We start from the raw sequence: 25,132 nt of genomic DNA, 5'->3' as shown, positions 1-25,132 counted from the left end.
AAACAGTTCTTGACAGCAGGGAGAGGCAGCCATGGGGATCTCACTCGACGGATTGGCCAGCGGGCTCGATACCACCGCGCTCATTAGCTCCATCATCCAGGCGGAAGCCATCCCGCAGACCCTGCTCAAGAACAAGTCCTACGACGTCCAGTCGATGGTCTCGGCCCTCCAAGGACTCAACAGCAAGGTCGCGGCCCTCGCGACGCAAGCCACTGCCGCAGCCAAGCCCGGCGCCTTGGACCTGTTCTCCGCAACAACCAGCAGCGACAAGGTCGTTGCCACCGCCACTGCCGCGGCCAAAGCAGGCTCCATCGATTTCCAGGTCAACAAGCTGGCCCAGACGCAGGTCACAGTCACCGACAAGGTAGTGGGCTGGCCCTACACCACCATGACCATCAACAGCGGCGGCCAGACGTACACCATTACCCCGCTGACCAGCTCACTGGACGACGTCGTGAACTCCGTCAATGCGGCCGGAGCAGGCGTGACGGCCAGCAAGGTCTCAGTTGGAGGCGGGGAGTTCCGGCTCCAGTTCTCAGCCACGAAGTCCGGCGCAGCCGGTGCCTTTACCATTTCCGACGCCGGTACGACCTTCACAGACGTTAAGACGGCCCAGGACGCCGAAATCGCCCTCTGGCCGGGAACAACCGCGGCCCAGACCGTGAAGTCGTCCACGAACACGTTCACCGATCTGCTCCCTGGCGTGTCCATTACCGCCAAAGAGGTGACGCCCGCCCCCGTGACGCTCACGGTTTCCCGCGACGACGCCGGGATCACCAAGCTAGCCTCTGATCTGGTCGACGGCGCCAACGGCATCTTCGCCCTCGTGGCGAGCAAGGCCGCCGTGAGCACCTCGACCACCACCAGCGGCACCACGACATCCGCCGGGGTCTTCGCCGGCGACAGCACCGTGCGTTCGGTAAACCAAAGCATTCTTTCTGCCGCGTCCCTGCCGGTCGGCACCCCGCCGCGATCGCCGTCGGAAATTGGCATCAGCATCACTAAGACCGGCACCATGGAATTCGACGCCACGAAGTTTGCTGCCGCCCTCGCCGCTGACCCCGCGGGCACCGCAGCCAAGGTGCAGGAGATCGCCGGGCGCATTGCCACCGCGGCCACCACGGCGTCGGACAAGTACACCGGCACACTGACCACCACCATCACCGGCCAGCAGTCCGAGGTCCGTGACCTTGCCGACCGGATCAGCGACTGGGACACCCGCCTCGCCTCCCGGAAAGCAACGCTCGAGCGCACCTACTCCGGCCTCGAAGTGGCGCTCAGCAACATGAACGCCCAGAAGACGTGGCTCACCTCCCAGCTCGCCGGCCTCTCCTCAGGAAGTAGTTCATCATGACCACCGCTGCCTACGGCAATGGTTACGGCGCGGGTGGGTTCGGCAGCGCGGCCCAGCGCAACCAGTACCTCGAAGACTCCGTCCTCTCGGCCCCGCCGGCGCGCCTGCTCACCATGCTCTACGACCGCCTCCTGCTGGACCTTGGCCGAGCGGAGACCGCGCAGCAGGGAGCCAACTGGCCCGTCGCTTCGGAAAACCTCCTGCATGCGCAGGCAATCATTGCCGAGCTCGTCTCGTCCTTGAAGACTGATTCCTGGGATGGCGCCGATGGGCTGATCGGCCTCTATAACTACGCCTTTACGGCCCTGGTCAACGCCAATATCCAGCGCGACCCGGCTTTGACCCGCGAAGCCATCGAACTCTTGGAACCTCTGCGCCAGGCCTGGCACGAAGCTGCGGCCGTCATCCCGGCACCTGCCACCGCCAGTCGCGGAACCGCAGCAGGTTTCCCCGCCGCAGCCCCCACCGCCTTCTCGGCAGCCGGGGCCTGGAACACCCGGCCCGGAACAGGTGGCGGGAGCCTAGGTTTTGGCTGAGCGGACTGACGCGGATACCGGCCTGGGGGAAGCCGGTGACAACCACACCGCATCAACCCTGACCGAATCCGCGGCCGCTGACACCGCCCTGGCGGCTTGGACGGCTGTCCTGGATGTGCTCGAAATGGCGGTGCAGGCCGCCGAACGTGCCTTGAAGGATCCGCTGGGCCCGCTGTCCTCGTCAGCACCTCACCACGTGGCGCCGCTGCCCGTGGAACGCTGGGCACCGCCCACCCGGACCGGCCCGCTGCCGGCGGCTGCGCGGCGTCGCGCCGTCGCCCTCGCAGCCGCCCAGGAACGCGTCGCCCACCGGCTCGATGAAGCCCGTATGGACGTGGCCCGCCAGCTCCAGGCGGTGTCCTCGGTACCCGGAGTGGGCGAGTCTTCCGCCGCAATTTACCTCGACGTCAACGGCTGAGTCTTCCTCAGCTCAAGTCTTTGAAAGAACTGTTGTATTTTCGCCTAACGCGGCGCTGACCAGTGCCGATAACCACTGTAAGAGCACGGATCGCTCGCTTACCGGCCACGGATCGGCCACCCCCACCTTTCCCAGGCAGGACTCTGTGCTCGAATCCGTGACTTCCGCCGCCTTGGCCAGTGCCATGGACGGGCTGGCATTGCGCCAGCGCACCATCGCGAACAACATCGCGAACGTCAACACGCCTAATTACCACGCGAAGCGGGTCAGCTTCGAGGACGCCCTCGCGGCGTCCGTGAAGTCCGGTGATGGCCGCGTCCAGGCAACCACGGCGGAATCCCTGGAACCCACCCAGCTGAACGGCAACAACGTCAACCTGGACACCGAGACCCTGTCCAACATCGACACCGTGCTGCGCTTCCAGTTCGCCGCCCGCGCCGTCAACACCGAATTCACCGCCGTGCGCTCCGCCCTGAGGACCAGCTGATGACCTTCGACGCAATCGGCATCGCCGGCTCCGCCCTCACCGTCCACCGCAAGTGGCTCGATGCTGTCTCAGACAACCTCGCCAACATGAACAACGCCTCCGCCACGTCCGGCCCTGCCTTCCAGGCCCGGTACGTCGAGGCCACAGAAGGCTCGGAGGGCTCGGGCGTGTACGTCAAGAGCACCCAGCTCGGCGACGCCGCGGGCAGGATCGTCTACCAGCCGGACCACCCCCTGGCGGACGCCAACGGCAACGTGAAGTACCCGGACATCGACATGGCCGAACAAATGGGCGCGCTCATCATCGCCCAGCGCGGCTACCAGGCCAACGCCCAGGTGGTGGACCGCGCCCGCGAAACTTACATGGCTGCCCTCGAGATTGGACGCTCCTAATGACTGTTGCCCCCATCGCCCCCGTCCAGGGTGTCCTGCCGACAAGTTACGTCGCAGGCGTAGACACGGGCGCGGCCCCCGTCGCCGGCACGGACGGCTCCGCCTTTGCAACCTCGCTCACCGGCGCGGTGGATAACCTCCAGCAGCTGCAGTCGACGTCGAACCAGCTGGCTGTCTCCGCCGTGACCGGAAACCTGGACGACATCCACAACGCCACGCTTGCCGCTACCCGCGCGCAGGTGACGCTCGAGCTCATGGCCACCGTGCGCAACAAGGGCGTTGACGCATTCAACGAGATCATGAGGATGCAGGCCTGATGCCTCCGCAGATAACCGCTTTCTTTCAGCGCTTCGGCGCGAGCCTGAAGAGCTTCACCGCCGGCCAGCGCACCTTGGCCGTGCTTGGCGCTGCCCTGCTGGTGGTGGGCATTGTGGCCTTGTCCGCCTGGCTCACCCGTCCGGTGCTCACCCCCCTGTTTTCCGGCCTCCAGACCACCGACGCCAACGGCATCGTCGAACAGCTCCGCAAGGACAACGTTCCGTACGAGCTCAGCGACGGCGGATCCACCATCCTGGTGCCGCAGGACAAGGTTTACGACGAGCGCCTCAAGGCCGCGGCCGCGGGCCTGCCCACTGCCGCCGCCACCGGGTACTCCCTGCTGGACAAGATGGGCGTGACGTCCTCGGAATTCCAGCAGTCCGTTACGTACAAACGGGCCCTCGAGGGCGAACTTGCCAGCACGATCTCCGCCATGGATGGTGTGAAAACCGCCGCCGTCCGGCTCGCTATCCCCGAAAAGACAGTGTTTGTGTCCAAGGCCCCGGACACCACCGCCTCGGTGTTTATCGAGACCGACGCCGGCGCCACCCTGTCCAGTGACCGCGTGCAGGCGATCGTCCACCTGACCTCTGCCGCCATCGAAAACCTCAAACCCGCCAACGTCTCCGTGGTCGATTCCCAGGGCAACGTGCTTTCCACCGTTGGCGGCGGGACCGCAGGCTCCTCCACCAAGCAGGCCAGCGATTACCAGCAGCGCACTTCAGATGCCGTCAAGGCCGTCATGGACCGCGTGGTGGGCCCGGGCAACTCCACGGTGGCCGTCGCCGCCGATGTGACGGGCGAATCCGCACAGCAGAAGAGCGAAACCTTCTCCAACACCGCCGGCGCCCTGCCGCTCAGTGAATCGTCCAAGACCGAGAAATACACCGGAACCGGGGGAGGGGCCGCCGGCGTCCTCGGCCCGGACAACATCGCTGTGCCCGGCAGCACAAGTGGCAACGGCAACTTCGATTCCTCCACCGCGACCAAGAACAACGCCGTCAACAAGGTCACCGAGGACCGGGTCATCCCGGCCGGTGCCATCAAGCGCCAGACCATCTCCGTCGCCGTCAGCCAGGCTGCCGCCGGCGGCCTGAACCTCGCTTCGCTGAAGAACCTGGTCACTTCCGCAGCCGGAGCCGACACGGCGCGCGGCGATGTGGTCACGGTTGAGGTTGTGCCGTTCAGCACTGCCGCCGCCGACGACGCCGCCAAAGCGCTCGCCGATGCCAAGGCCAACGCCGAAGCCGAAAAGCAGGCCGCGTTCTTTGGCACCATCGTCACAGCGGGCAGCATCCTGCTCGGCCTACTGATCCTGGCCCTTGTGGTCACGATCATCCTGCGCCGCCGCCAGAAGCGCGAGCCTGTGGACCTCGGCGAACGCCTGGACCTGGAGATCATGCCCGTGGCGCCGCCCGTTGTGGCCTTGCCGCCCGCGCCGGCGACATCGGCGATCCCGATCACCGCCCTGCCCCCGCTTCCAGGCCCGAGCATCGAGCAGCTGGAATCCGAGCGCCGCCGGTTTGAGATCGACAGCATGGTCGCCGCCAACCCGGAGCGGGCCGCCGATTACCTGCGGAGCCTCATGGATGACAGGCAACCGGTATGAAGCCAACCGATACGCTCCTCTCCGGCACCCAGCGCGCCGCCGTCGTCCTGATGCAGATGAGCCCCGAGAACGCCGCCAGGGTCATGGCCCAGTTCACGGACACCGAGGCGGAGGAAATTGCCGGGGAGATCGTCAAGCTCCGCAAAGTGGACCCGGACGTCGCCGAGCAGATCATGAAGGACTTCCACCAGACCGCCCTGACCAGTCCGCGCCAGGCCCGGGGCGGCCGGGAGCTCGCCGAGGGCCTGCTGGAGGCGTCCTTCGGCTCGGAGAGGGCCGCCGGACTCATGAACCGCTTGACGGTCAACATGGCCGGCAAGTCCTTTGAGTTCCTCGAAGACATCGAGCCCGTGCAGATTCTGGCCCTGATCGACGGCGAACTGCCGCAGACCATCGCCCTGGTGCTCGCCCACCTCAGCCCGCGCAAGGCCTCGGCCGTGATGTCCGGACTGCCGGGCTCGCTGCGCGCCGACGTCGCCCTCAGTATCGCCACCATGGGATCCGGCGCGCCCGAGGCGATCGGGATCGTCGCAGACACCCTCAAACTCCGCGGCGGTGCGGCCGTGTCCCAGCAGGCCTCGAAGGTGGTGGGCGGCATCCAGCCGCTGCTGGAGATCATCAACCGGACCGACGCCGGCACGGAACGGTCCGTGCTGGACGGCCTGGACCTGCTCGATCCCGACCTCGCGGTGGAGATCCGGGCCCAGATGGTGACGTTCGACGACATCGTGAAACTGGAACGCCGCGACGTGCAGCTGGTGCTGCGCGGACTCGACGCCGCCGTCCTGGCGATGGCCATGAAGGGCGCCTCCGAGCCGGTCCTGGAAACCATCACCACCAACGTCTCCGGGCGCAACCTGGAAATCCTCGAATCCGAGATCGCCGCACTGGGGCCGCTGCGGGCCTCGCAGATCGAAGAGGCGCGGGCCGCCGTCGTCCGGTCCATCCGCGAGCTCGAGGCCGAAGGCCAGATCACCATCCAGCGCGGGGACGAGGAAGACTATGTCTACTGACAGCGGCGCTGCCACTGTCCCGGCGCGCATCGTCTTCCCCTCGCTGCGGGCGAGCGGCCCGGCCGCCGAGCAGGCCGGCTACACCGAGGGCCACGCCGCCGGCTATGCCGCCGGGGTGCGTGCCGCCGCGAAGGAACAGCGCCGCTGGCGGGACCGGATGGCCGCCGAACAGGCCGCCTCCCTGGCCGCCGGACAACAGGACCTGGACCGTGCAGTGCGTGCCCTTGCCGTCGCGCGGACCGATTTTTCGCACCGCCATGTGCAGGCCCTGCAGGACGCCGAGGAAATCCTCGCCCGCACGGCGCTGGAACTGGCCGAGGCCATCCTCGGCTACGAATTGGCCGAAGGCACCCGGACCGCACGCGCGGCCCTGGCCCGCGCCCTTTCCGGGAGCGACTCCGCCACGGTGCTGGCCGTCCGGCTGCACCCGGCGGACATCGAGGTCCTCAGCCGGGAAGGCCAGGAACTGCCCGCCGGGCTGCCGCTCATCGCTGACCCCTCCTTGGGCCGCGGCGACGCAAAGGTCGAGTACCAGCAGGGCTGGTTCGATGCCAGCCTCCGCACAGCCTTGGGGCGTGCCCGCACGGCACTGTTGGGCGAACCACTGCTGGGCCAGTCCGACGCCGATCCCGCCAGCGGCCTTGCTGCCGGAGTTCCCGGTGAATATCCCGGCGGCGCTTACCGGGGCCAGGCATGATCGCCGAGTGGCGCCCGAAGGGTGCCGACTTTGCCGCCGCGCTGGCCGCGGCTGCCCCGCAACGGGTCGGCGTCGTTACCTCCGTCATCGGGCTGGGCCTGGAAGTGTCAGGGCTGGACTGCGCGCTGGGCGACCTCGTGACCGTGGGGGAGAACCCGGGCCTTGACGCCGAGGTCGTCGCCGCGCTGGACGGCTCCGTGCGCTGCATGCCGCTGGGCCGGCTGGCCGGGGTGGCTGCCGGCGATCCCGTCCGCGCTAAGGGCAGCGCGGTGCTGGTTCCCACCGGACGGGGTCTGTTCGGCCGCGTCCTTGACGGCCTGGGACGCCCGATCGACGGCAAGGGCCCGCTGCTCAGCGGACCGCGCGTGCCGATCGACAACGAGGCACCGAACGCCATGAAACGCGCCCGCATCGACACCGCGCTGCAGACTGGCGTGCGCGTCCTGGACACCATGACGACGCTCGGCAAGGGCCAGCGCATGGGCCTGTTCGCCGGCTCCGGCGTCGGTAAATCCTCCCTGCTCTCCATGATCGCCCGTGGCACCGACGCCGAGGTCTCGGTGATCGCACTCGTGGGCGAACGCGGCCGCGAAGTCCGCGAGTTCCTCGAGGACGATCTCGGCGCCGCCGGCCTGGCGCGCTCCGTGGTGGTGGTCGCCACTTCCGACGAACCAGCCCTCATGCGCATGCGCGCAGCCTTTACCGCCACGCGGATCGCCGAGTCCTTCCGCGACCAGGGCCAGGATGTGGTCCTCATGATGGATTCCCTCACCCGTGTGGCCATGGCCCAGCGCGAGATCGGCCTCTCGGCCGGCGAGCCCCCGGCCACCCGCGGCTACCCGCCGTCGACCTTTTCCATCCTGGCGCGGCTGCTAGAGCGCGCCGGCACAGCCGAAACCGGCTCTGTCACCGGCATTTACACCGTGCTGGTGGACGGCGACGACCACAACGAGCCCATTGCCGACGCCGCCCGGTCCATCCTGGACGGCCACGTGGTCCTGGACCGCAAGCTTGCCATCACGGGGCACTTCCCGTCCGTGGACGTGCTCGGCTCCGTGTCCCGGGTGGCCAGCAAGGTCAATTCCCGGCCCCATCTCGAGTCCGCGGCCGCGCTTCGCCGGGTCCTTGCGGCCCGCAAGGCGGCGCAGGACCTGATCGACGTCGGCGCCTACCAGACCGGGACCAACCCCCTGGTGGACGCAGCGCTGAACCACGAGCACGACGTCAGCGGTTTTCTCCAACAGCCGATGGACGAATCCACGGCCCACCCCGAGTCCTGGCAGCGGCTCGGCTACCTCACTTCGATCCTGGGAGCAGCAGCATGAACCGCGAATTCTCTCTGGCTGGCCTCCTGCGCCTCCGCCAGCTCCAGCAGGACCAGGCAGCGACCGGGCTGGCACGCGCCCGCTCACGTTCCAGCTCCGTGCGGGTCCGCGAAGCCGCCGCCCGCCGCGAACTGGCGGCCACGGATGACCCCATTTCCAGCTCAGCCTCATTGCGCGCCGTGGCCGCCGCCCGGTCGTCCTCGCACAGCATGCTCGCGGACCTGCAGAACCTCACGCACCTGGCCGAGGCTGACGAGGCCAGGGCCCGCGCCGAGTTCATCGCCGCCCGAACGAGGTCCGTGGGGCTGGAAAAACTGCAGGCCCGGCACGACGCCGAGGTCAACTCCGCGGACCTGCGCGCCGAACAGTCGGCCCTGGACGAGATCGCCTCGACGCTCTGGCACCGCGATGAACAGCCGGTGAAGCCATGAGCATGACCGAAGCGATCGGCCGGATGCAGGGCATCCAGTCGATGATTGCGGAACTGAGCCGGCCCGCGGCCACGGAAACCGCCGCCGCCAAGGCCGCGGCGGCGACCTCGCTCGCGACCGCGACGGGCACAGGCGACTCCGCCACGTTCACCCAGGCACTTGCCGCGGCCTTGGGCGGGAATGGCGCAACGGATGTCGCGTCCCTCACGGACGGCTTGGGCCTCGGCACCTCACTGGGGCTCGGCGGCACGACGGCGGCGGCCGGGACCGCCGCGCTCACTGGCGCCCGGTCCACGGGAACCGTTCACACCGGCGGTGCCGCGACGGGCAACGACGTCGTGTCAGTGGCCAAGAAGTACATCGGTGTTCCCTATGTGTGGGGCGGAACCAATCCGGCCACCGGCATGGACTGCTCCGGCTTCACCCAGCGGGTCTTCAAAGACCTCGGCGTGGAGATTCCCCGCGTGGTGAGCGATCAAATGCGCCAGGGCACCCCGGTGGCGTCCCTCGCCGAGGCCAAACCCGGAGACCTTCTGGTGAGCTTCGGCGGCAACCACATTTCCATCTATCTGGGCAACGGCAAGGCGATCGACGCTCCCGTTCCTGGCAAGACCATCCAGATCCGCGATGCCTGGGAGCAGCAGTCCAACCTGACCTCCATACGGCGCATCGTTCCCGCAGGGACGGCATCATGAAAGCCGGGGCATCGATGGATCTCGCGGCTGCGCCGGCAACTGCCGCACCGGCCCGGGCGGCCCGGCAGGGCGCGGAACTGCGGACCGGCAACGGAAGCCCGGACGCGGCGTCCTTCGACGCCGTCCTCAACGACGTGCAGGGCGCAGCAGGCAACGGCGCCGCTGCCGGGCCGAGCACGGCCCCTGACGTACCGGTAGCCGCCGACGGGGCGCCGGAACGTCCTCCGGAGCGCGACGGCGGTAAGGATCCCGCTTCGCTGGCCGGCACCGCCGCGAACCCTGTGGCGGCTGCCGCCGCCGCTGCTTGGGCCGCGCCGGGCACCGATGCCGCTTCCTCCGGCATTGCCAGCCCCGGGTCGGCGCAGTATGCCCCAGCCCAGTACGCTGAGCCGCAGTTTGTTGTGCCCCAGTACGCGGCGGCTCAGCTCTCCTCGTCCCCGTTTGTCTCCTTTACGCAGGCGGGGCCGTCACTGCAGACCGGCGTATCAGCGCAGGCCGTAGCGCCGGCGTCGGACCGTCACGATACTTCCCCCGCTGCGGCACAGACCGCCGCTGCCTCCGTAACGACGGACGTTCTTCCTGCCGGGGTGCCGGCTGCTGCTGCTCAGGCCCTGACCGCCGCGGCCACGGGATTGTCCGCCATAGGGCGCCAGACACCGGTCTCCGCCCTGGCTGGGACCCAACCGGACCGCGAGCCGCCCGCCGCTGCGGCCGCACGGGCCGCAGGCGCTCACGCCTCCGACGCTGCCGGGGGGTCCGTGGCATCCGGCGGCCAGCCGGTGGCTGCTCAAGTTTCCGCCCAGGTTTCGGCCAAGGCAGCTGCGCCGGTCGCTGCACAGGCTTCTTCACTGGCCCCTGCACCTGCCACCGCTGTGGCCTTGGCGCCGGCCTCAACCCTTACCGGCGCGGCGGGGACCACTCCTGCGCCCCGCTCCGCTCCGGCGGACAGCAGTTCACCCCAGATCGCACCTGCCGGCGCAGCCGTGGCAGCCACCGTGCAGGTCGCTCCCGCAGCCTCCGGACCACCGGCAGGGGCAGCTGCAAGGACCGCGCAGGGACTTGATCCTGTGCTGGAGGCTCCACCAGCGACCACCGCCGCAGTGACCACCACGGCGACAGCCTCCGGGCCGTGGGGCAACGGGACAGGCGCCACCGCTGTCGCCGCCGACGCACCGTCCGCGTCCGGGCGAGCCCGGACCGCCACTGCCGCCAGCGCCACCGCCGCCAGCCCCGTTGCTCCGACGGCCTCCACAGCGCTCGCCGACGTCCCGGCGGGTCCAGCCGCGGCAACGGCAGGAAAGGTCACGGCGACGTCGTCCGATCCGGACAGCGGAGGCCCGGCGCCGGCTGCAGTACCCGCCCAGCCGCCCGCGGCTGCAACTGTTGCTCAGCCTGCGATCCAGCCCGCTGTCCAGACGACTGCCCAGCCTGCGTCACCGCCCGCTGCCCAGCCTGCCCCCCATTTCGCGGCACCCCTCCAGCCTCAGCTGGCCAAACCGCTGTTCACGCTCGTGGGGGCGCCGCATGGCCAGCACATCATGACGCTCAAAGTCAGCCCGGAAGATCTCGGCCCGCTGACGGTCCGTGCCCAGATCGACGCCGCGGGCGTCCGGATTGAGCTCTTCGCCCCGGGCGACGCCGGACGTGAAGCAGTCCGCGGCATCCTGCCCGAACTCCGCAAGGAACTCCACGGCGCCGGATTCGGCGCCAGCCTTAGCCTGTCCGATCACAGCGGTCCGGGAAGCTCCGGACAGAGCGGGGGCCACAACGGCGCCGGCCAGGACCGGGCCGGCTCCGGTTCCCAGTTCGCCGCCGGCCGTGACCCCGGCGGTGGCGGCTCCGGCCCAGGCGGCGGGAACGGTCCGTCCGAGCGGAGGCCCGGACACCGCTGGGACGCGCTGGCCGATGATCAAGCCCTACGCGCCGCCACGACACTCAACGGCCCCCAAACCACCCTCGACATTCTTGTCTGACACGAAGGAACGCGACTTATGACGATTCAGCCGATCGCATCCCAGCCGGTAACGGCGGCAGCGGAGGCCTCCCAGGCATCCGCCGTGCGGACACCCTCGCAGAGCATGGATGCCAACGTGTTCATGTCCCTGCTCGTGACGCAGCTCAAGAACCAGAACCCGAGCGCGCCAATGGACACCAACCAGATGATGAGCCAGACACTCCAGCTCTCCATGATGGAAAAAATGACCGAGCTGACCACCAACAGCAAGGAGGGCTTCTCCCTCCAGATGCGGACGGCAGCGGCCCAGCTGATCGGCCACTCGGTCGGCTACACCCTCGCGGACGGCACCACCGGGACAGGCATCGCCAGTTCCGTCAGCTATGCGGGCTCGGTTCCGTCCGTCATGATCGGGGACCTCGCCGTTCCCCTCGACTCCGTCACCGGGCTTACTGCTCCGGCCGCTTCCTAACCAGTTCTTCACCCGTAGAAAGGCAGTTCCCATGCTCCGCTCGCTGTACTCCGGAATCTCGGGCCTTCGCGCCCACCAGACCATGCTGGACGTTACCGGCAACAACATCGCCAACGTCAACACCGCCGGCTTCAAGGCCTCTTCCACCCAGTTCCAGGACACCCTGTCCCAGCTGCAGCAGGGCGCCACCGGCCCGCAGCCCGCGACCGGCGGCAGCAACCCCGCCCAGATCGGCCTGGGCGTCCGGGTTGCCGGTGTCAGCACCAACTTCGCCCAGGGCTCCTCGCAGAGCACCGGCCGGGCCACCGACCTGATGATTTCTGGTGACGGTTTCTTCGTCACCAGCAAGGGCGGCAGCCAGCTGTTCACCCGCGCCGGTGCGTTCAGCCCGGATGCGGCCAACCAGCTGGTGAGCCCCGACGGCGGCATCCTGCAGGGCTGGACAGCCACCAACGGCGTAGTCAATGCTGGAGCTCCGGTCGGTAACATCACGCTGAACCCCAACACCATGGTGGCGGCGGCTACCAAGACCGTGACGCTGGACGGCAACCTGCCCAGCGACGCCGCCGACGGCACCAAACTGGACCGCCTCGTCAAGGTCTACGACGCCGCTGGCGCCGAACGCAGCGTGGCCATGACCTTCACCAAGGCCGGAAGCACCTGGAACATCGCCGCTGACGACAACGGCACCACTGCCACCGGGTCCGTGACATTCGCGAACGGCAAGCCCACCGCCGGCGGCAACTTCACCGTCAACGGCATCACCATCGACATCTCCAAGGTCTCCGGCTACGCCACTATGAGCTCGCTGGCCGTCAGCGGCCAGGATGGTGCCGCCGTCGGCAAGCTTGAGTCCTACACACTCGGCAACGACGGCTCCCTGATCGGATCGTTCAGCAACGGCATCAAGCAGGTCCTGGCCAAGATCGCCCTTGCCAAGTTCACCAACCCGGCCGGCCTGGAGAAGGCCGGCGGCTCCTCGTACGTGGCAACCGGCAACTCCGGCGGAGTGCAGCTCGGTGCCGCGGGCGATCCCGGCCTCGGCACGCTGACCGGTGGCTCGCTGGAAATGTCGAATGTTGACCTGTCGCAGGAGTTCACCAACCTGATCGTTGCCCAGCGCGGCTTCCAGGCCAACGCCCGCATCATCACCACTTCGGATGAGGTCCTGCAGGAACTGACGCAGCTCAAGCGCTAGCTCCGCCTGCGCTAACTCCCCGCGCTCCGCCCCCGCGTTGCCCTATCACTCCAGGCTGTCATTCGACCTTTTTAGCAGCCGTACCTGATAGGGCAACGGGGAAGTGGGCGGGGCGGGGGCGGCGGCGCTCGCCGTCAGACAGGCTGCCAGGACACGGGAAGCTGTTTCACGCCATAGACGATCGTGCTTTCCATCCGCTCCAGCTGCGCCTCGGGGTCCACGGCCAGCCCGGGCAACCGGGAAAGCACGGCCTCCAGCGCGATCCTGGCCTCGAGCCGGGCCAGGGGAGCGCCGAGGCAGAAATGGACACCCTGCCCGAAGGCGAGGTGGCGGTTCGGCGAGCGTCCGACGTCGAACACCTCCGGGTGGGGGAACTGCTCGCCGTCACGGTTCGCTGAACCGATCCAGGCCACGATCGGCGACCCCGCAGGGATGGGCAGGCCGCGCAGCATCGTGTCGACGGCCGAGATCCGGTACATGGACTGGACCGGGGAGCGGTACCGCAGCACTTCTTCGATCGCCTGGGGGAGCAGGGCCGGCTCGGCGATCAGGCGCTCCGCTGTGCCTGGCGCTTCGGTGAAGCACAGCACCGCATTGCCGATCAGGTTGGTGGTGGTCTCGTTGCCGGCAACGAGCAGGAGGGCACAGAATCCAAGCAACTCGATGACGCTGAGCTTCTGCCCGTCGATCTCGGCCGCGAGCAGCGCGCTGATGAGGTCGTTGCCGGGCCGGCGCCGCCGCTGCTCGATCATGACCATGAAGTACTCCGCCATTTCCCGGTGCGCGGCCATGTGCCCGGTCTCGTCCGCGCCCGGGCGGGTCTGGCTCACGATCACGTCGGACCACTGCTTGAACCGGTCCCGGTCCGCGGCCGGGATGCCCATCAGCTCCGCGATCACGATCACCGGCAACGGATAGGCCAGCTGGTCGATGAGGTCCGCGGCGCCGGCACCGACCACCGGGTCCAGCAACTCGTGGGTGAGTTCCGAGATCCGCGGGCCGAGCGCTTCCACTGACCGTGGAGTGAACGCTTGGGACACCAGGGAGCGCAGCTGGCGGTGCCTGGGCGGGTCCGTGTTGATCAGGCTGGCGGCGAAGAGTTGGCCCGTTTCGGAAGGGTTGTCCCCGCCGATCCGGGAAGAAAACGTGGCGTGCTCGGACAGGACCCGCTGCACGTCGTCGTAGCGGAACACGTGCCACACCCCGGTCTCCTGGTCCTGGAAAACGGGTTCACTGTGCCGCATGGCTTCGTAGCGGGGAAACGGGTTCAACGGCTGCTCCAGAGCCGGAAAAGGCGCCATGGCTGGCCTTCCTGACGAGGCGGACGGCCGTCGCTTCCTGGCACTGGGCCAACTGCAAGGGACGAATTGCCACAGAGCAGGCGGCCAACGGGGCGGGCCGCGGGGCCCCGTCAGCTCCCACCCTAATACCGCCCAACAGCCTTGGCATGGGGATTCTGGCCCACGTCGGCCACCCCGCGAAACCGGCAGGTTACCAAGGCGCCTAACGAAGGGGCCGCTCCTGCCGACAGTACGGAGGAGAACACCCTTCCCCTCACAGAGCAGAATCGGCCCATGATCGTCGTCACACGCCTCAACGGAACGCGCTTCGCGGTCAATCCGGACCTCATTGAACGTATCCACGAGAGCCCGGATACGCATTTGGTGACGCTCGACGGCGCCGCCTATGTGGTGCTGGAAAGCCTCGCCGAAGTGGTCGAGCTCATCGCCGACTACCGGGCGTACATCCTGAGCAAGGCCCGGGACTTTCCGGCCATCACCGGATATCCGCTCAGCCTGGTCCGGACCGACGATCAGGACGACGACCCCTCCGACGACGGCGCCGGCCCCACGGCGCCCGCGCAACCCAGAAAGTAACGATGGATCCCGCAACAGTCATCGGACTGCTCCTCGCCTTTGGCTCCGTTATCGCCATGGTGTCGCTCGAGGGCGCCAGCTTGTCAGCGCTGCTCCTCCCCGCCCCCATGATCCTGGTCTTCGGTGCCACGCTCGCCGTCGGGATCGCCGGAAACACCATCAAGGATGTTCTCCAGGCCTTCAAAGCCCTCCCCAAGATGTTCGTCGGCAAGACCGCCAAGCCGCAGGAAAGCATCGACCAGATGGTCCGCTTCGCCGAAAAGGCCCGCAGCGAGGGCTTGCTGTCCCTGGAAGAGGAAGCGGCCAGCGTCAAGGACCCCTTCCTGGCCCGTGCCCTGCAGAACATAGCCGACGGCACCGACGCCGAGGACCTCCGGATGTTGATGGAGGACGAGATTGATTCGAAGGCCCGCAGCGACCACGCCAACTCCAAATTCTTCGCGAGCCTCGGCGGCTACGCTCCCACTGTGGGCATCATCGGCACGGTGGTGTCGCTGACCCACGTCCTGGAAAACCTCTCCACGCCGGACCACCTGGGGCCGATGATCGCGGCAGCCTTCGTCGCCACCCTGTGGGGCCTGCTCTCGGCCAACTTCATCTGGCTTCCGTTCAGCGCCCGGATGGCCCGGCTCTCGGAACTGGACATCGAACGGATGACGCTGCTCATGGAGGGCATGCTGTCGGTCCAGTCCGGCGCCCAGCCGCTGCTGCTCGCCGAACGGCTCCGCGCCATGGTCCCGGAGCACCAGCTCAAGGCCTCCGGCAGCGACGGCAAGAAGGCCGGCGCGGACAAGTCCGACAGGATGGACGAGGCCGCGTGAGCCCCCGGCGGCGCGGGCGGAAGAAGCCGGAAGAACACCACGTCGACGAACGCTGGATGGCGTCCTACATGGACATGGTCACCGTGCTGATGTGCATGTTCATCGTCCTGTTCGCGATGTCCACGGTGGACGCCAACAAGTTTGAAAAGCTCCGCAACTCCCTGGCCACTGGGTTCGGCGCGGTCGCGTCGGAAACCGTGGACACGGCGTCGGGCACGGTGGTGCCGCCTGAACTCGTGAACGAGGACCTGGAGGCGTTCGCCGAGGTCAAGGGCGCGGTAACCGCATCTCCCGAGAAAAACATGGCTGAAGCGGTCAAGGAAGTAGACAAGCTCAAAGAGCTGCAGAAGAAAATGCAGGCCGGGCTGGCGGCCGCCGGGCTGAGCGAGAACGTCGAGTTCCAGATCGACCAGCGCGGCCTGACGGTCAAGCTCGTCGGATCACAGGCCTTCTTCGAACCCGACCGGCCCGAACTCACCTCCCGGGCCACCCGGGTGCTGCAGGTCATCTCCCCGGTCCTGAAGCCGGCGCACATGGAAATCATGGTCGAAGGCCACGCCGCGAATGGCATCACGGCCTACCCCTCCACCTGGGAACTGTCCTCGGCGCGCGCCGTCAACGTCCTGCGGTACATGGTGGACAACGGCCGCATTGCCCCCGGCACCATCGGCGCCGTCGCGTTCGGATCGGCCCGCCAGGTCAACGACGACTCCACCCCGGCCCTCATGGAGCGGAACCGCCGGGTGGACATCGTGGTCATTTCCGACAAGCCAGACGTCGTCCGGGCGCTCATTCCGGAAGCGCTAAAGCTGAGCAAGAAATAGGCGGTAGGCCTTCTGTGCTTGCCTGCAGGTATTGCTTGAAGGTATTGCCTAACGCGGATTGCTTACGCCGCGAGTTCCCTTGCCGATAGTGGCAACCGTGAGTGTTCTGGATGAGCGGGAAGTGGTACGGGAGCGGACCGTCAGCGTCTATGACTTCCGCCGTCCCGCGACGCTCGCCCGCGAACACAGCCGAGTGCTGGAGCTCGCCTTCGAAACCTTCGCCCGCCAGTGGGGCACGCAGCTCACCGCCAAGGTCCGCGTCAAGTCCGTGGTGCGCCTTGAAGACGTCAGCATGCTCAGCTACGACGAGTACGCCGCTTCGCTGCCCGCCGTCACGGCCATGGTCCTGTGCACCGTGGAGGCCCACGATTCCAAGCTCGTAGTGCAGTTCCCCGGCCCGGCCGCCCTCGGCTGGGTCAACCGCATGCTCGGCGCCTCCGCCGATTCGCCCATGCCGGACCGCAAATTCACCCAGATCGAGCAGGCGCTGATCAAGGGCCTCATGGACGAGGCCCTCGAAGACCTCGGCTACTCGCTGGGCCCGCTGCTCAGCGAGGCCGTCCGGGTGGACACGATCCAGTACAACTCCCAGTTCGCCCAGGCCGCCGCGCCGAGCGAACTGATGATCGTCGCCTCCTTCACCATGAGCGTCGGCGACGTCAACGCCCCTGCCACCCTGGCCGTTCCGGCCGGCATCCTGCTGGGACGGCTCAAGAAGGTCAACCCGACAGACTCCCGCGACGACGCGCCCGCGCGCATCAGCGCCCAGCTGGAGCAGGTGCCGGTGGAACTGTCGGTGCGGCTCTCGACGTCGTTCGTCACACCGAGCCAGGTCCTGGGACTCGCCGTCGGCGACGTCCTGACGCTGCCGCACCTGGAAAACCGGCCCTTTGACCTCACCCTGGACGGAACCCGGCTGGCAACCGCCGCCCCGGCCCGCAACGGCTCCCGGGCGGCCGCAGTAATTGTCACAATCGAGGAGAACCAACGATGAGCATCACCCTGACCAAGCACGAATTGTCGGCGGAACGGCTCGTTGAGGAGCTGCCGAGTCCGGTGGCCCTGAAGGTTGTCGCCCTGGTGCCTGCCCGGTCCGCGGCGGCCTACGCCCGGCAAGCGGTCACGGCGACCTTCGTGGGCGCGGTGACGGCCGACCTCGCCCTCATGCTCAGCGACCGCACCTTCCTTGACGAGGCCGCCGGGGCAGGGTCCCAGCTGGGGCACGTCTCCGTGACCGACGTCCTGCGTCCCGCGATGGAAAGCGCCAGCTCGGTCTTCGGCGCCGGCGTCCTGTCCGACCTGCGCGAATCCGACGTCTCCGGGCTCCTCTCGGACCCCGACACGGCTGTCTTTGAACTCTCCGACGGCAGCAACGCCGCGGCCTGGTTTGCTGTGCGGCTCCGCGAGCACGGCAACAGCCAGGACCGCGCCGGGGACCTGTTCGCCGGCGGCGACACGGTGGCCGGCAGGCTGGGCCGCATCAACAACATTGAAATGGCCCTGACAGTGGAGATCGGACGCACCCGGATGTCGGTCCGGGACGTGCTTTCGCTGGAGCCGGGCAAGATCATCGAACTGGACCGCTCCGCCGGCGCCCCGGCAGATGTCCTGCTCAACGGCCGCCTGATCGCGCACGGCGAAGTCGTGGTCCTCGACCAGGACTACGCGGTGCGAATCACCCGGATCCTCGATGTCGCCGAGGGGCTCAGCTGAATGGACGCACTGATCCTCGGGCTGCGGGTAGTCGTGGCCCTGGGCGCGGTGCTTGGCCTCATGTGGTTTCTCCAGCGCCGGCTGGGCCAAGGCGCCGGGCGGCGCCGGGCTGACCGCGCCTTGACCATCGTCAGCCGGCAGAGCCTCGGACAAAAAGCCTCCGTGGTGGTGGTCGACGCCGCCGGGCAGCGCTTCCTCTTGGGCGTCACCGAGCACGCAGTCAACGTCCTGCACACTGGGGACATCCCGCCCGAACCCGAAGAAGTCCCGGGCCCCGGCATCAGCCGCGGCCTCGGCGATTTCGCCCGGGTCCTGGCCGAGGCCAGCCCGCTCGCCGGAAACCACTTCAGCAGCCGGCCCGCCGGTGACGGCGCCGACGGTGCTGATGACGCCTACGCCGACGCCGATAAGGATCCGGACGCCGTCCGGGACCTGCCGCCGTCCCGCCGCAGCACCCTTCACCGCAACTCCCAAGCCCGCGGCCACGCCGGCCGTGGCAGCGCCGGCGGCGCGTCGGGCCATCCGCCCCTGCACGGCTCCATCCTGGCCGGCTCCACCTGGAAGCAGGCTGCCGCTGCTCTCAGGAGCGGACGACGCAATTGATCTTCCCGCTCCCCACCGGCACCACCCGTCCGCGAACAGCTGTCGCACGATCCCTCAGGCTCCTGGGCCTGGGGGTCGCCGTCGTGCTGTTTGCTTTCCTCCTGCTGTGGCTCAACGCCCAAGCCGGCCACGCCGCACCCATCGATCCGGTGGCGCCGGTGGCGCCGACCGACCCTGCCAATCCCGACGGCGGGAACGTCAACATCCAGATCAACGGGATGGACGGCAAACCCTCCACCGCAGTCCTGACCCTGATCGGGATTACGCTCCTGGCCGTTGCGCCCTCGCTGCTGCTGATGATGACGTCCTTCACCAAGATCTTTGTGGTCCTGGCAATGACCCGCAACGCGCTGTCCCTGCCGTCCATCCCGCCAAACCAAGTCCTGGCCGGGCTGGCCCTGTTCCTCTCGATCTTCGTGATGTGGCCCGTCATCAACGAGATGAACAATCTCGGCATCCAGCCCTACCTCAACGGCAAGCTGGACTTCAACGGTGCGGTCAGCGCCGCGTCGGGCCCGCTGCAGCACTTCATGCTCGCCCACACGCGGGAAGAGGACATCGCCCTGATGTCCCGCGCCGCCGGTGCCGAAAACCCGGCCACTCCTGAGGCCGTCCCGCTGCAGACCCTCATCCCGGCGTTCATGATCTCCGAACTCCGTGCCGCGTTCATCATCGGCTTCGTCATCTTCATCCCGTTCCTCGTGATCGACCTCGTGGTGTCAGCGGCCCTGATGTCCATGGGCATGATGATGCTGCCGCCGGTCATGATCTCGCTGCCCTTCAAGATCCTCCTGTTCGTCCTCGTGGACGGCTGGGGCCTGATCATCACCGCGCTGGTCCAGAGCTATGCGGGTTCAGGATGAACGCCAACGCGGTCCTGGACATCTGCCTCCAGGCCATGGTTGTGGCCGCGAAGCTCTCCGCGCCCGTGCTGGTCACGGCGCTGGTGGTGGGCCTGGCCATCTCCCTGCTGCAGTCCATCACCCAGCTGCAGGAAGCCACCCTGTCCTTCGTGCCCAAGGCGGCCGCGGTGGCCGTGGCCCTGATCGTCTGCGGACACTGGATGATCTCGGAGATGGTCGCGTTCACGAACGACCTCTTCGCGAAGATCCCGTCCCTGCTCGGAGGCCTGTGAGGTGGGCATTCCCATCGACCCGACCTGGCTGGAAGTGCTGCTGCTGGCGACGGTCCGGATGACCGCCTTCCTGATCGTGGCACCGCCCTTTTCCCACCAGGCCTTTCCGGGGCGCGTGAAGGCCATGCTGGGGCTGGGGCTGGGCCTGGCGGTGACACAGCGCATGGTCGGCGGCTACACGCCCCGCGACACCGCAGGGTTCGTCACCGGCGTGGTCCTGGAACTCCTCACGGGCCTGGTCCTGGGTTTCCTGGTCCTGGTGATCTTCTCCGCTATCCAGTCTGCCGGCAGCCTGATTGACCTCTCCAGCGGTTTCCAGATGGCGCAGGCCTTTGATCCCCAAATGATGGTCAACGGCGCTCAGTTCACCCGGCTTCTGCAGATGGCGGCACTGGCGCTGCTGTTCGCCTCCGACGGCTATCAGCTGGTCATCACGGGCCTCACCGGCAGCTTCGCGGCCCTGCCCCTGGCCGGGGGCATAGACCTGGCCCAGCCGGTGCAGGCCATCATCGCGGCAGTGTCCGGCATGTTCCTCGCCGCCGTGCAGATCGCCGGCCCCCTCCTGGTGGTCCTGTTCCTTGCCGACGTCGGGCTCGGCCTGCTGACCCGCGTGGCACCGGCGCTGAACGCCTTCTCGCTCGGTTTCCCGCTCAAGATCCTGCTCACCCTGATGCTGGCCGGATTCATGTTCCTGGCCCTGCCCCGGATTGTTTCCAGCCTCGCCGGGCAGGCGGCCAAGGCCGTGCTGGGGGTGGGCTGATGGCGGATTCACAGGAAAAGACCGAGCAAGCCACCGACAAACGGATGAAGGATGTCCGGTCCAAGGGCCAGCTGTCCCGTTCCCAGGACCTCACTGCGTGGCTCGGGGTCGGCGCCGCCGCGCTCATGCTGCCCAGCACTGTGGACCGGGCCGCCAACGCCGCCACGGACCAGCTCTTCAGCGTCCGCGGGATCATGTCCGCCCCGGATCCTGGCAAAGCCGTCCGGGCGCTGGAAGACGGCTTCGCGTCCATCGCCGGAATCATCGGACCCCTGCTGATCGTCGTGTTCCTGGCTGTCCTCGCCGGTTCCGCCCTCCAGGGCGGTGTCCACCTGAAGAAATTCAGGCTCGAATTCGAACACTTCAACCTGCTCGGCGGGATCAAGCGGCTTTTCGGCGCCCAGGCGGTGTGGGGTGGCCTTAAGGCGCTGCTGAAGGCCACCGTGGTGGGGCTGGTGCTGTACAGCGTGGTGCAGGGGCTGGTCCCCGTGCTGCTGACCGCGGGAGGACTGCCGGTTGCCGGCGTCACGGCCGCCGCGGCGGGCGGCGTTGCATCACTGGTCCAGTTCGCGGTGGCCGCCGGAATCGTGCTGGCCGCAGCCGACTTCTTCGTCGTGATGCGGCGCAACCGCAAGAAGACCCGGATGTCCAAGAAGGAAGTCCAGGACGAGAACAAGAGCAGCGAGGGCGACCCGCTCATCCGATCCCAGCGCCGGGCGCGCCAGATGGCCATGAGCCGCAACCGCATGATCGCCGCGATCGGAGATGCCGACGTCGTCCTGGTCAACCCCACGCACGTGGCGGTGGCGCTCAAGTACGATCCCGGCAAGTCCGCGCCCCGCGTGGTGGCCAAGGGCTCCGGCCATGTGGCTGCGAGGATCAGGGAAGAGGCCGAACAAAAGAACGTCCCAATGGTCCAGGACATCCCGCTGGCCAGGGCCCTGCACGGCGCCTGTGAGCTGGGGGATGAGATCCCGGTGGACTTTTACCGGGCGGTGGCCGGAGTCCTTGCCTTCGTCATGGCGCTCAAGGCCCGGGGTGCCGGCGCCGGGATGCACCGCATGGCCAGCACGGCCGCGGCCACATGAGACGGGGCAGGCAGCACACCGTGGACTACAGCAAGCACCACAGCACGCAGCACACCGTGACGGGCCGTATGAACACTTTGGGAACCAGCGTCTGTGAAAGGACCGCACCATGAACAACAGGCTGAACCGGCTGGCGGTGCCCATCGGCATCGTGGGGATCGTGCTCCTGCTGGTGGTTCCCGTGCCCGCGCCCCTGCTCGACTTCCTCATCGTCTGCAACATCCTGCTGGCGCTGCTGGTCCTGTTGACCAGCATGTTTGTGAAGAAGCCGCTGGACTTCTCCGTGTTCCCGTCCCTGCTGCTCGTTGCCACGCTGTTCCGGCTGGGCCTCAACGTCGCCTCCACCCGCCTGGTCCTGGGCAACGGGTACGCCGGGCAGGTCATTGAGGCCTTCGGCAAGGTCACGGTGGGCGGCTCCATGATCATCGGCGCCGTGGTGTTCCTCATCCTCGTCGTGATCCAGTTCGTCGTGGTCACCAAGGGCGCCGAGCGCGTGGCCGAGGTGGGCGCGCGGTTCACCCTCGATGCCATGCCCGGCAAGCAGATGGCAATCGACGCCGACCTCAACGCCGGACTCCTCACCGACACCCAGGCCCGGGAGCGGCGCGCCGAGGTCTCGGCCGAGGCCGATTTCTACGGCGCCATGGACGGCGCCTCGAAGTTCGTGAAGGGCGATGCCATCGCGGGCATCATCATTATCATCATCAACTTCATCGGCGGCATCGCCATTGGCATGCTGCAGCGCGGCATGGAAATCGGCGACGCCCTGAACACCTACGGCCTGCTGACCATGGGCGACGGACTCGTTACACAGATCCCGGCGCTGCTCATGGCCGTCTCCACCGGCATGATCGTGACCCGGTCCAACGCCGAGTCGGACATGGGCCGGACGGCCTCCACGCAGCTGCTGCAGTCACCAAACGCGCTCATGATCGCCGGCGTCGCCGCCGTCGCCATGGCCTTGATTCCCGGCATGCCGCCCCTGCCGTTCGTCCTCGTCGGCGCCGGATTGATCATCGCCTCCCGCCGGACCGCCGTAAACCAGAAGCAGGCGGAGACAGCCCGGGAGGCTGAGTCGGCGGCGCTGAACTTCCCGGAAATGGATCCCAACGAGAAACTGCTGGAGGACATGCGGGTCCACCCCGTGGAGATCCTGCTGGCACCGGATCTCGTGGACATGGTCTCCGGCGCCTCCGACGACCTTCTGGCCCGGGTCCGGTCGCTCCGGCACAAGATCGCCATGGAGCTGGGCCTCGTCATCCCGCCCGTGCGCACGAGGGACAGCGTGGACCTGCCGCCGGCCACCTATTCCATCCGGATCGCCGGTGTGGAAGCCGGGCGCGGCACGGCCCCGAGCGGCCAAATGCTGGCGCTGGGCGAGAACCTGGACTCGCTGCCCGGCCCGGCCATGATCGAGCCCGTGTTCGGCCTTGCCGGCAAGTGGATCCCGGGGGAAATGCGCCACAACGCCGAAATGACGGGCGCGACAGTGATCGACCGGGTCTCCGTCCTGGTCACCCACCTGTCCTCGATTGTCGCGGCGAACGCTGCCCGGCTGCTCTCCCGCGAGGACGTCCGGGTGCTGACCGAGGGCGTGCGCAAGCAAAGCCCCTCCGCCGTCGACGAGCTGACCCCGGCCCTGCTCTCCCTGGCCGAGCTGCAGCGGGTCCTCCAGGGACTCCTGGATGAGCAGGTGCCCATCAACGACCTCGCCCGGATCTACGAGGCCCTCACGCTCCGGGCCAAGATTTCCACGGACCCGGAATCGCTGGTGGAAGCCGCCCGGCAGGCCCTCGGCCCCGCCCTCACGGCCAAGTTCATGGACGGGCCGGTGCTCAACGTCATCATGATCGACCCCGTCCTCGAACAGCACATGCTCGAGGACATGCGCCCCGCGGAAGGCGGCAGCCAGATCGTCATGGGACAGGACAAGCTCGACGCCGTGCTCCGCTCGGTCGGCTCCGCCGTCGACGCAGCGGCCGCCGCCAACCGCCAGGCCGTGCTCGTGTGCGCACCGGCGCTCCGGCCCGCCATCCACCGCCTCATCGGTGGGCAGCCCGGGTCCGTGCCCGTGTTGTCCTACCGCGAGGTGACCTCTGCCAACGTCCGGATCGAAACAGTAGGAGTGGTGCGCCATGCCGAACCGCTATCGGCTTAAGGGAGCCTCGCTCGAGGAAATCCGCCGCAAGGCAGAACAGCTATACGGACCCGCGGCCCGAATCGTGTCCGCCGAACGCGTCATCAGCCCGGGAATCGCCGGGCTCTTCGCCCAGGACCGCTACGAGGCCATGATCGAGATCCTGTCCAAGCACGAGGTGGTCACCGGCGAAGTAGTGCCCGACGCCGACATCCTGGCCGGGACCGAGCCGGGCACGGCCGCCAGCATCCCCGCCAGGAGTCCCGCCGGGGATGCTGCCGGGGAGAACGACGCCGGGAAGGACGACGCCGGCACGGCTTCCGCAGCGCCGGCCCGGCCGGCAGCCCAGTCCGGAGCGCCGGCGGGCCCTGCGACGGCACCGGGCACCCCCGGCTCGACTCATCACCTCCCGTCCCATCACTTTCAGGGCGCCGCCATCGCCGCACTGCTGGAAGAGGCAGACGCCGTTGAGCTGAGCCTGCACCGGCCCGCAGCTGCAGGTGTGTCCACCGAATCGCCGGACTTCGCGGAACTTCTGGAACAGCTTGGCGCCGGGCTCCGGACCCCGGCGGAACCGGCCGCCGCCGCCGGTAACCCCGGGCGGCCGGCCGTCGCCGTCGATCCGGGCACCGCTGCCGTACCGCCCACAGCCAGCGACGCCGGTCGGCCGGCCTCCGCTGGCGCCCCGCTTGCCGCGCCGCCCACCGCACCGGGCAGTTCGGCGGCCCGTGCGCCGGGCGCGCTTGCCCCGCTGACCGGCGTCGGCGATCTCGTGGTCCTGATCGGGCTGGGGGAGGACGCCATGGACGCTGCCCTGACAATGTCCACGGCGGCCGGCGGTGCCGATGTGCGGACCGCCGGCGAGCTCTCCGCGTATGGCCACCTGCACGTCGACGGACGCCAAAGCGCCACAGCCGCGCGCGCCCATGCTGTGGTGACGGAGCGCACGGTCCTGGTGGCGTTCGGACTCGGCAAAGCCCGCAACGCCCTGGCCCGGGTGCAGTCCGTGGCCGCGCTCTCGGCCGACCAAATCTGGGTGGTGGTCGACGCCGGACGCAAGCACGAGGACACGGCGCGCTGGGTCAGCGTGCTGTCCGCCCAGCTCAACGTCAGTGCCGTAGCGGTGGTCGGGGCCGCGGAGACCGGGTCACCCGAGAGCGTCAACGGATTGCGGCTGCCCGTGGGCTGGATCGACGGGCGCCCGGCAGGGCCGGCTCCGACATGGCAGAACGAGCGGGAGTCGTCCTACGCGCCCCGCGCTGAAGGGTAGATTGA

The 25,132-nt window shown here is 68.1% G+C and carries 28 protein-coding genes; 27 read left to right on the top strand and 1 reads right to left on the bottom strand.

Translation table 11 applies throughout. The features are described 5' to 3' along the window. Window positions 1–31 precede the first annotated feature (31 nt). The 15 genes from fliD to ACFRJ8_RS18740 all read left to right on the top strand — a co-directional run bounded on the left by fliD (window position 32) and on the right by ACFRJ8_RS18740 (window position 12,899). On the top strand, window positions 32–1,354 hold the full coding sequence (gene fliD / locus ACFRJ8_RS18810) for a flagellar filament capping protein FliD (RefSeq protein ID WP_377987820.1): 1,323 nt from the start codon (window positions 32–34) through the stop codon (window positions 1,352–1,354). Continuing rightward, on the top strand, window positions 1,351–1,890 hold the full coding sequence (fliS, locus tag ACFRJ8_RS18805; protein WP_377987818.1) for a flagellar export chaperone FliS: 540 nt from the start codon (window positions 1,351–1,353) through the stop codon (window positions 1,888–1,890). The genes fliD and fliS overlap by 4 nt, the downstream gene beginning before the upstream one ends. Then, window positions 1,883–2,308: a hypothetical protein gene (locus ACFRJ8_RS18800; protein ID WP_377987816.1), complete on the top strand. Its 426-nt coding sequence runs from the start codon at window positions 1,883–1,885 to the stop codon at window positions 2,306–2,308. Before fliS ends, ACFRJ8_RS18800 begins: the two co-directional genes overlap by 8 nt. A 145-nt stretch (window positions 2,309–2,453) precedes the next feature. Continuing rightward, window positions 2,454–2,795, top strand: coding sequence for a flagellar basal body rod protein FlgB (locus ACFRJ8_RS18795; RefSeq protein ID WP_377987814.1), 342 nt, complete (start codon window positions 2,454–2,456; stop codon window positions 2,793–2,795). Beyond that, window positions 2,795–3,187 carry a flagellar basal body rod protein FlgC gene (locus ACFRJ8_RS18790; protein ID WP_277527774.1) on the top strand — a complete coding sequence of 131 codons (393 nt, stop codon included), beginning with the start codon at window positions 2,795–2,797 and terminating at the stop codon, window positions 3,185–3,187. Before ACFRJ8_RS18795 ends, ACFRJ8_RS18790 begins: the two co-directional genes overlap by 1 nt. Continuing rightward, window positions 3,187–3,504, top strand: a complete 318-nt coding sequence (fliE, locus tag ACFRJ8_RS18785; RefSeq protein WP_377987811.1) for a flagellar hook-basal body complex protein FliE — start codon at window positions 3,187–3,189, stop codon at window positions 3,502–3,504. The genes ACFRJ8_RS18790 and fliE overlap by 1 nt, the downstream gene beginning before the upstream one ends. Further along, the gene (gene fliF / locus ACFRJ8_RS18780; RefSeq protein WP_377987809.1) at window positions 3,504–5,114 is read left to right on the top strand and encodes a flagellar basal-body MS-ring/collar protein FliF; all 1,611 of its coding nucleotides are present in this window, start codon (window positions 3,504–3,506) and stop codon (window positions 5,112–5,114) included. Before fliE ends, fliF begins: the two co-directional genes overlap by 1 nt. Then, the gene (gene fliG, locus ACFRJ8_RS18775) at window positions 5,111–6,127 is read left to right on the top strand and encodes a flagellar motor switch protein FliG (protein WP_377987807.1); all 1,017 of its coding nucleotides are present in this window, start codon (window positions 5,111–5,113) and stop codon (window positions 6,125–6,127) included. Before fliF ends, fliG begins: the two co-directional genes overlap by 4 nt. Beyond that, window positions 6,117–6,824 carry a FliH/SctL family protein gene (locus ACFRJ8_RS18770; protein WP_377987806.1) on the top strand — a complete coding sequence of 236 codons (708 nt, stop codon included), beginning with the start codon at window positions 6,117–6,119 and terminating at the stop codon, window positions 6,822–6,824. Before fliG ends, ACFRJ8_RS18770 begins: the two co-directional genes overlap by 11 nt. Further along, complete coding sequence (locus ACFRJ8_RS18765; protein ID WP_377987804.1) at window positions 6,821–8,149, top strand: FliI/YscN family ATPase; 1,329 nt, start codon at window positions 6,821–6,823, stop codon at window positions 8,147–8,149. Before ACFRJ8_RS18770 ends, ACFRJ8_RS18765 begins: the two co-directional genes overlap by 4 nt. Further along, the gene (locus ACFRJ8_RS18760) at window positions 8,146–8,580 is read left to right on the top strand and encodes a flagellar FliJ family protein (protein WP_377987802.1); all 435 of its coding nucleotides are present in this window, start codon (window positions 8,146–8,148) and stop codon (window positions 8,578–8,580) included. The genes ACFRJ8_RS18765 and ACFRJ8_RS18760 overlap by 4 nt, the downstream gene beginning before the upstream one ends. Continuing rightward, entirely contained in the window at window positions 8,577–9,275 is a 699-nt protein-coding gene (locus ACFRJ8_RS18755; RefSeq protein ID WP_377987800.1) for a C40 family peptidase, read from the top strand. The genes ACFRJ8_RS18760 and ACFRJ8_RS18755 overlap by 4 nt, the downstream gene beginning before the upstream one ends. Beyond that, entirely contained in the window at window positions 9,272–11,248 is a 1,977-nt protein-coding gene (locus ACFRJ8_RS18750) for a flagellar hook-length control protein FliK (RefSeq protein WP_377987798.1), read from the top strand. Before ACFRJ8_RS18755 ends, ACFRJ8_RS18750 begins: the two co-directional genes overlap by 4 nt. Window positions 11,249–11,266: 18 nt before the next feature. Next, window positions 11,267–11,701, top strand: coding sequence for a flagellar hook assembly protein FlgD (locus tag ACFRJ8_RS18745; protein WP_377987797.1), 435 nt, complete (start codon window positions 11,267–11,269; stop codon window positions 11,699–11,701). A gap of 31 nt (window positions 11,702–11,732) precedes the next feature. Then, on the top strand, window positions 11,733–12,899 hold the full coding sequence (locus ACFRJ8_RS18740; protein ID WP_377987796.1) for a flagellar hook protein FlgE: 1,167 nt from the start codon (window positions 11,733–11,735) through the stop codon (window positions 12,897–12,899). A gap of 134 nt (window positions 12,900–13,033) precedes the next feature. On the opposite strand, the gene ACFRJ8_RS18735 is transcribed toward ACFRJ8_RS18740, so the two are convergent. Next, window positions 13,034–14,200: a cytochrome P450 gene (locus ACFRJ8_RS18735; RefSeq protein ID WP_377987794.1), complete on the bottom strand. Its 1,167-nt coding sequence runs from the start codon at window positions 14,198–14,200 to the stop codon at window positions 13,034–13,036. A 273-nt stretch (window positions 14,201–14,473) separates the two neighbouring features. Between ACFRJ8_RS18735 and ACFRJ8_RS18730 the strand changes: the two genes are divergently transcribed. The 12 genes from ACFRJ8_RS18730 (at window position 14,474) to ACFRJ8_RS18675 (ending at window position 25,127) form a co-directional block, all read left to right on the top strand. After that, window positions 14,474–14,776 carry a flagellar FlbD family protein gene (locus ACFRJ8_RS18730; protein ID WP_277527762.1) on the top strand — a complete coding sequence of 101 codons (303 nt, stop codon included), beginning with the start codon at window positions 14,474–14,476 and terminating at the stop codon, window positions 14,774–14,776. A gap of 2 nt (window positions 14,777–14,778) precedes the next feature. Continuing rightward, window positions 14,779–15,597, top strand: coding sequence for a motility protein A (locus ACFRJ8_RS18725; protein ID WP_377987792.1), 819 nt, complete (start codon window positions 14,779–14,781; stop codon window positions 15,595–15,597). Beyond that, window positions 15,594–16,421 (top strand): flagellar motor protein MotB, encoded by an 828-nt coding sequence (locus ACFRJ8_RS18720; protein ID WP_377987790.1) that lies wholly within the window; start codon window positions 15,594–15,596, stop codon window positions 16,419–16,421. The genes ACFRJ8_RS18725 and ACFRJ8_RS18720 overlap by 4 nt, the downstream gene beginning before the upstream one ends. 97 nt (window positions 16,422–16,518) lie before the next feature. Beyond that, window positions 16,519–17,415: a flagellar motor switch protein FliM gene (locus ACFRJ8_RS18715; RefSeq protein WP_377987788.1), complete on the top strand. Its 897-nt coding sequence runs from the start codon at window positions 16,519–16,521 to the stop codon at window positions 17,413–17,415. Beyond that, complete coding sequence (gene fliN / locus ACFRJ8_RS18710) at window positions 17,412–18,134, top strand: flagellar motor switch protein FliN (RefSeq protein ID WP_277527758.1); 723 nt, start codon at window positions 17,412–17,414, stop codon at window positions 18,132–18,134. Before ACFRJ8_RS18715 ends, fliN begins: the two co-directional genes overlap by 4 nt. Continuing rightward, window positions 18,135–18,737, top strand: coding sequence for a flagellar biosynthetic protein FliO (fliO, locus tag ACFRJ8_RS18705; RefSeq protein ID WP_377987786.1), 603 nt, complete (start codon window positions 18,135–18,137; stop codon window positions 18,735–18,737). Next, window positions 18,734–19,600: a flagellar type III secretion system pore protein FliP gene (fliP, locus tag ACFRJ8_RS18700; RefSeq protein WP_377987784.1), complete on the top strand. Its 867-nt coding sequence runs from the start codon at window positions 18,734–18,736 to the stop codon at window positions 19,598–19,600. Before fliO ends, fliP begins: the two co-directional genes overlap by 4 nt. Continuing rightward, window positions 19,597–19,872: a flagellar biosynthesis protein FliQ gene (fliQ, locus tag ACFRJ8_RS18695; protein WP_377987782.1), complete on the top strand. Its 276-nt coding sequence runs from the start codon at window positions 19,597–19,599 to the stop codon at window positions 19,870–19,872. The genes fliP and fliQ overlap by 4 nt, the downstream gene beginning before the upstream one ends. 1 nt (window position 19,873) lies before the next feature. Next, window positions 19,874–20,632, top strand: coding sequence for a flagellar biosynthetic protein FliR (locus ACFRJ8_RS18690; RefSeq protein ID WP_377987780.1), 759 nt, complete (start codon window positions 19,874–19,876; stop codon window positions 20,630–20,632). Then, entirely contained in the window at window positions 20,632–21,720 is a 1,089-nt protein-coding gene (locus ACFRJ8_RS18685) for a flagellar biosynthesis protein FlhB (RefSeq protein ID WP_377987778.1), read from the top strand. The genes ACFRJ8_RS18690 and ACFRJ8_RS18685 overlap by 1 nt, the downstream gene beginning before the upstream one ends. 109 nt (window positions 21,721–21,829) lie before the next feature. Continuing rightward, window positions 21,830–23,878: a flagellar biosynthesis protein FlhA gene (locus ACFRJ8_RS18680; protein WP_377987776.1), complete on the top strand. Its 2,049-nt coding sequence runs from the start codon at window positions 21,830–21,832 to the stop codon at window positions 23,876–23,878. Continuing rightward, entirely contained in the window at window positions 23,856–25,127 is a 1,272-nt protein-coding gene (locus tag ACFRJ8_RS18675; protein ID WP_377987774.1) for a hypothetical protein, read from the top strand. Before ACFRJ8_RS18680 ends, ACFRJ8_RS18675 begins: the two co-directional genes overlap by 23 nt. Window positions 25,128–25,132: the final 5 nt, after the last annotated feature.

This window comes from Arthrobacter sp. NPDC056886, assembly GCF_042788715.1.
GTDB lineage: Bacteria > Actinomycetota > Actinomycetes > Actinomycetales > Micrococcaceae > Arthrobacter.
Note: the sequence above shows the minus strand (reverse complement) of the source record. Positions and strands in the feature narration are given on the sequence as shown.

Bases quoted from the DNA above. Each gene is read 5' to 3' on its own strand.
- fliD (WP_377987820.1), top strand. From the start codon at position 32: ATGGGGATCTCACTCGACGGATTGGCCAGCGGGCTCGATACCACCGCG.
- fliS (WP_377987818.1), top strand. From the start codon at position 1,351: ATGACCACCGCTGCCTACGGCAATGGTTACGGCGCGGGTGGGTTCGGC.
- ACFRJ8_RS18790 (WP_277527774.1), top strand. From the start codon at position 2,795: ATGACCTTCGACGCAATCGGCATCGCCGGCTCCGCCCTCACCGTCCAC.
- fliE (WP_377987811.1), top strand. From the start codon at position 3,187: ATGACTGTTGCCCCCATCGCCCCCGTCCAGGGTGTCCTGCCGACAAGT.
- fliF (WP_377987809.1), top strand. From the start codon at position 3,504: ATGCCTCCGCAGATAACCGCTTTCTTTCAGCGCTTCGGCGCGAGCCTG.
- fliG (WP_377987807.1), top strand. From the start codon at position 5,111: ATGAAGCCAACCGATACGCTCCTCTCCGGCACCCAGCGCGCCGCCGTC.
- ACFRJ8_RS18770 (WP_377987806.1), top strand. From the start codon at position 6,117: ATGTCTACTGACAGCGGCGCTGCCACTGTCCCGGCGCGCATCGTCTTC.
- ACFRJ8_RS18765 (WP_377987804.1), top strand. From the start codon at position 6,821: ATGATCGCCGAGTGGCGCCCGAAGGGTGCCGACTTTGCCGCCGCGCTG.
- ACFRJ8_RS18760 (WP_377987802.1), top strand. From the start codon at position 8,146: ATGAACCGCGAATTCTCTCTGGCTGGCCTCCTGCGCCTCCGCCAGCTC.
- ACFRJ8_RS18755 (WP_377987800.1), top strand. From the start codon at position 8,577: ATGAGCATGACCGAAGCGATCGGCCGGATGCAGGGCATCCAGTCGATG.
- ACFRJ8_RS18750 (WP_377987798.1), top strand. From the start codon at position 9,272: ATGAAAGCCGGGGCATCGATGGATCTCGCGGCTGCGCCGGCAACTGCC.
- ACFRJ8_RS18745 (WP_377987797.1), top strand. From the start codon at position 11,267: ATGACGATTCAGCCGATCGCATCCCAGCCGGTAACGGCGGCAGCGGAG.
- ACFRJ8_RS18740 (WP_377987796.1), top strand. From the start codon at position 11,733: ATGCTCCGCTCGCTGTACTCCGGAATCTCGGGCCTTCGCGCCCACCAG.
- ACFRJ8_RS18735 (WP_377987794.1), bottom strand. From the start codon at position 14,200: ATGGCGCCTTTTCCGGCTCTGGAGCAGCCGTTGAACCCGTTTCCCCGC.
- ACFRJ8_RS18730 (WP_277527762.1), top strand. From the start codon at position 14,474: ATGATCGTCGTCACACGCCTCAACGGAACGCGCTTCGCGGTCAATCCG.
- ACFRJ8_RS18725 (WP_377987792.1), top strand. From the start codon at position 14,779: ATGGATCCCGCAACAGTCATCGGACTGCTCCTCGCCTTTGGCTCCGTT.
- fliN (WP_277527758.1), top strand. From the start codon at position 17,412: ATGAGCATCACCCTGACCAAGCACGAATTGTCGGCGGAACGGCTCGTT.
- fliO (WP_377987786.1), top strand. From the start codon at position 18,135: ATGGACGCACTGATCCTCGGGCTGCGGGTAGTCGTGGCCCTGGGCGCG.
- fliQ (WP_377987782.1), top strand. From the start codon at position 19,597: ATGAACGCCAACGCGGTCCTGGACATCTGCCTCCAGGCCATGGTTGTG.
- ACFRJ8_RS18685 (WP_377987778.1), top strand. From the start codon at position 20,632: ATGGCGGATTCACAGGAAAAGACCGAGCAAGCCACCGACAAACGGATG.
- ACFRJ8_RS18680 (WP_377987776.1), top strand. From the start codon at position 21,830: ATGAACAACAGGCTGAACCGGCTGGCGGTGCCCATCGGCATCGTGGGG.
- ACFRJ8_RS18675 (WP_377987774.1), top strand. From the start codon at position 23,856: ATGCCGAACCGCTATCGGCTTAAGGGAGCCTCGCTCGAGGAAATCCGC.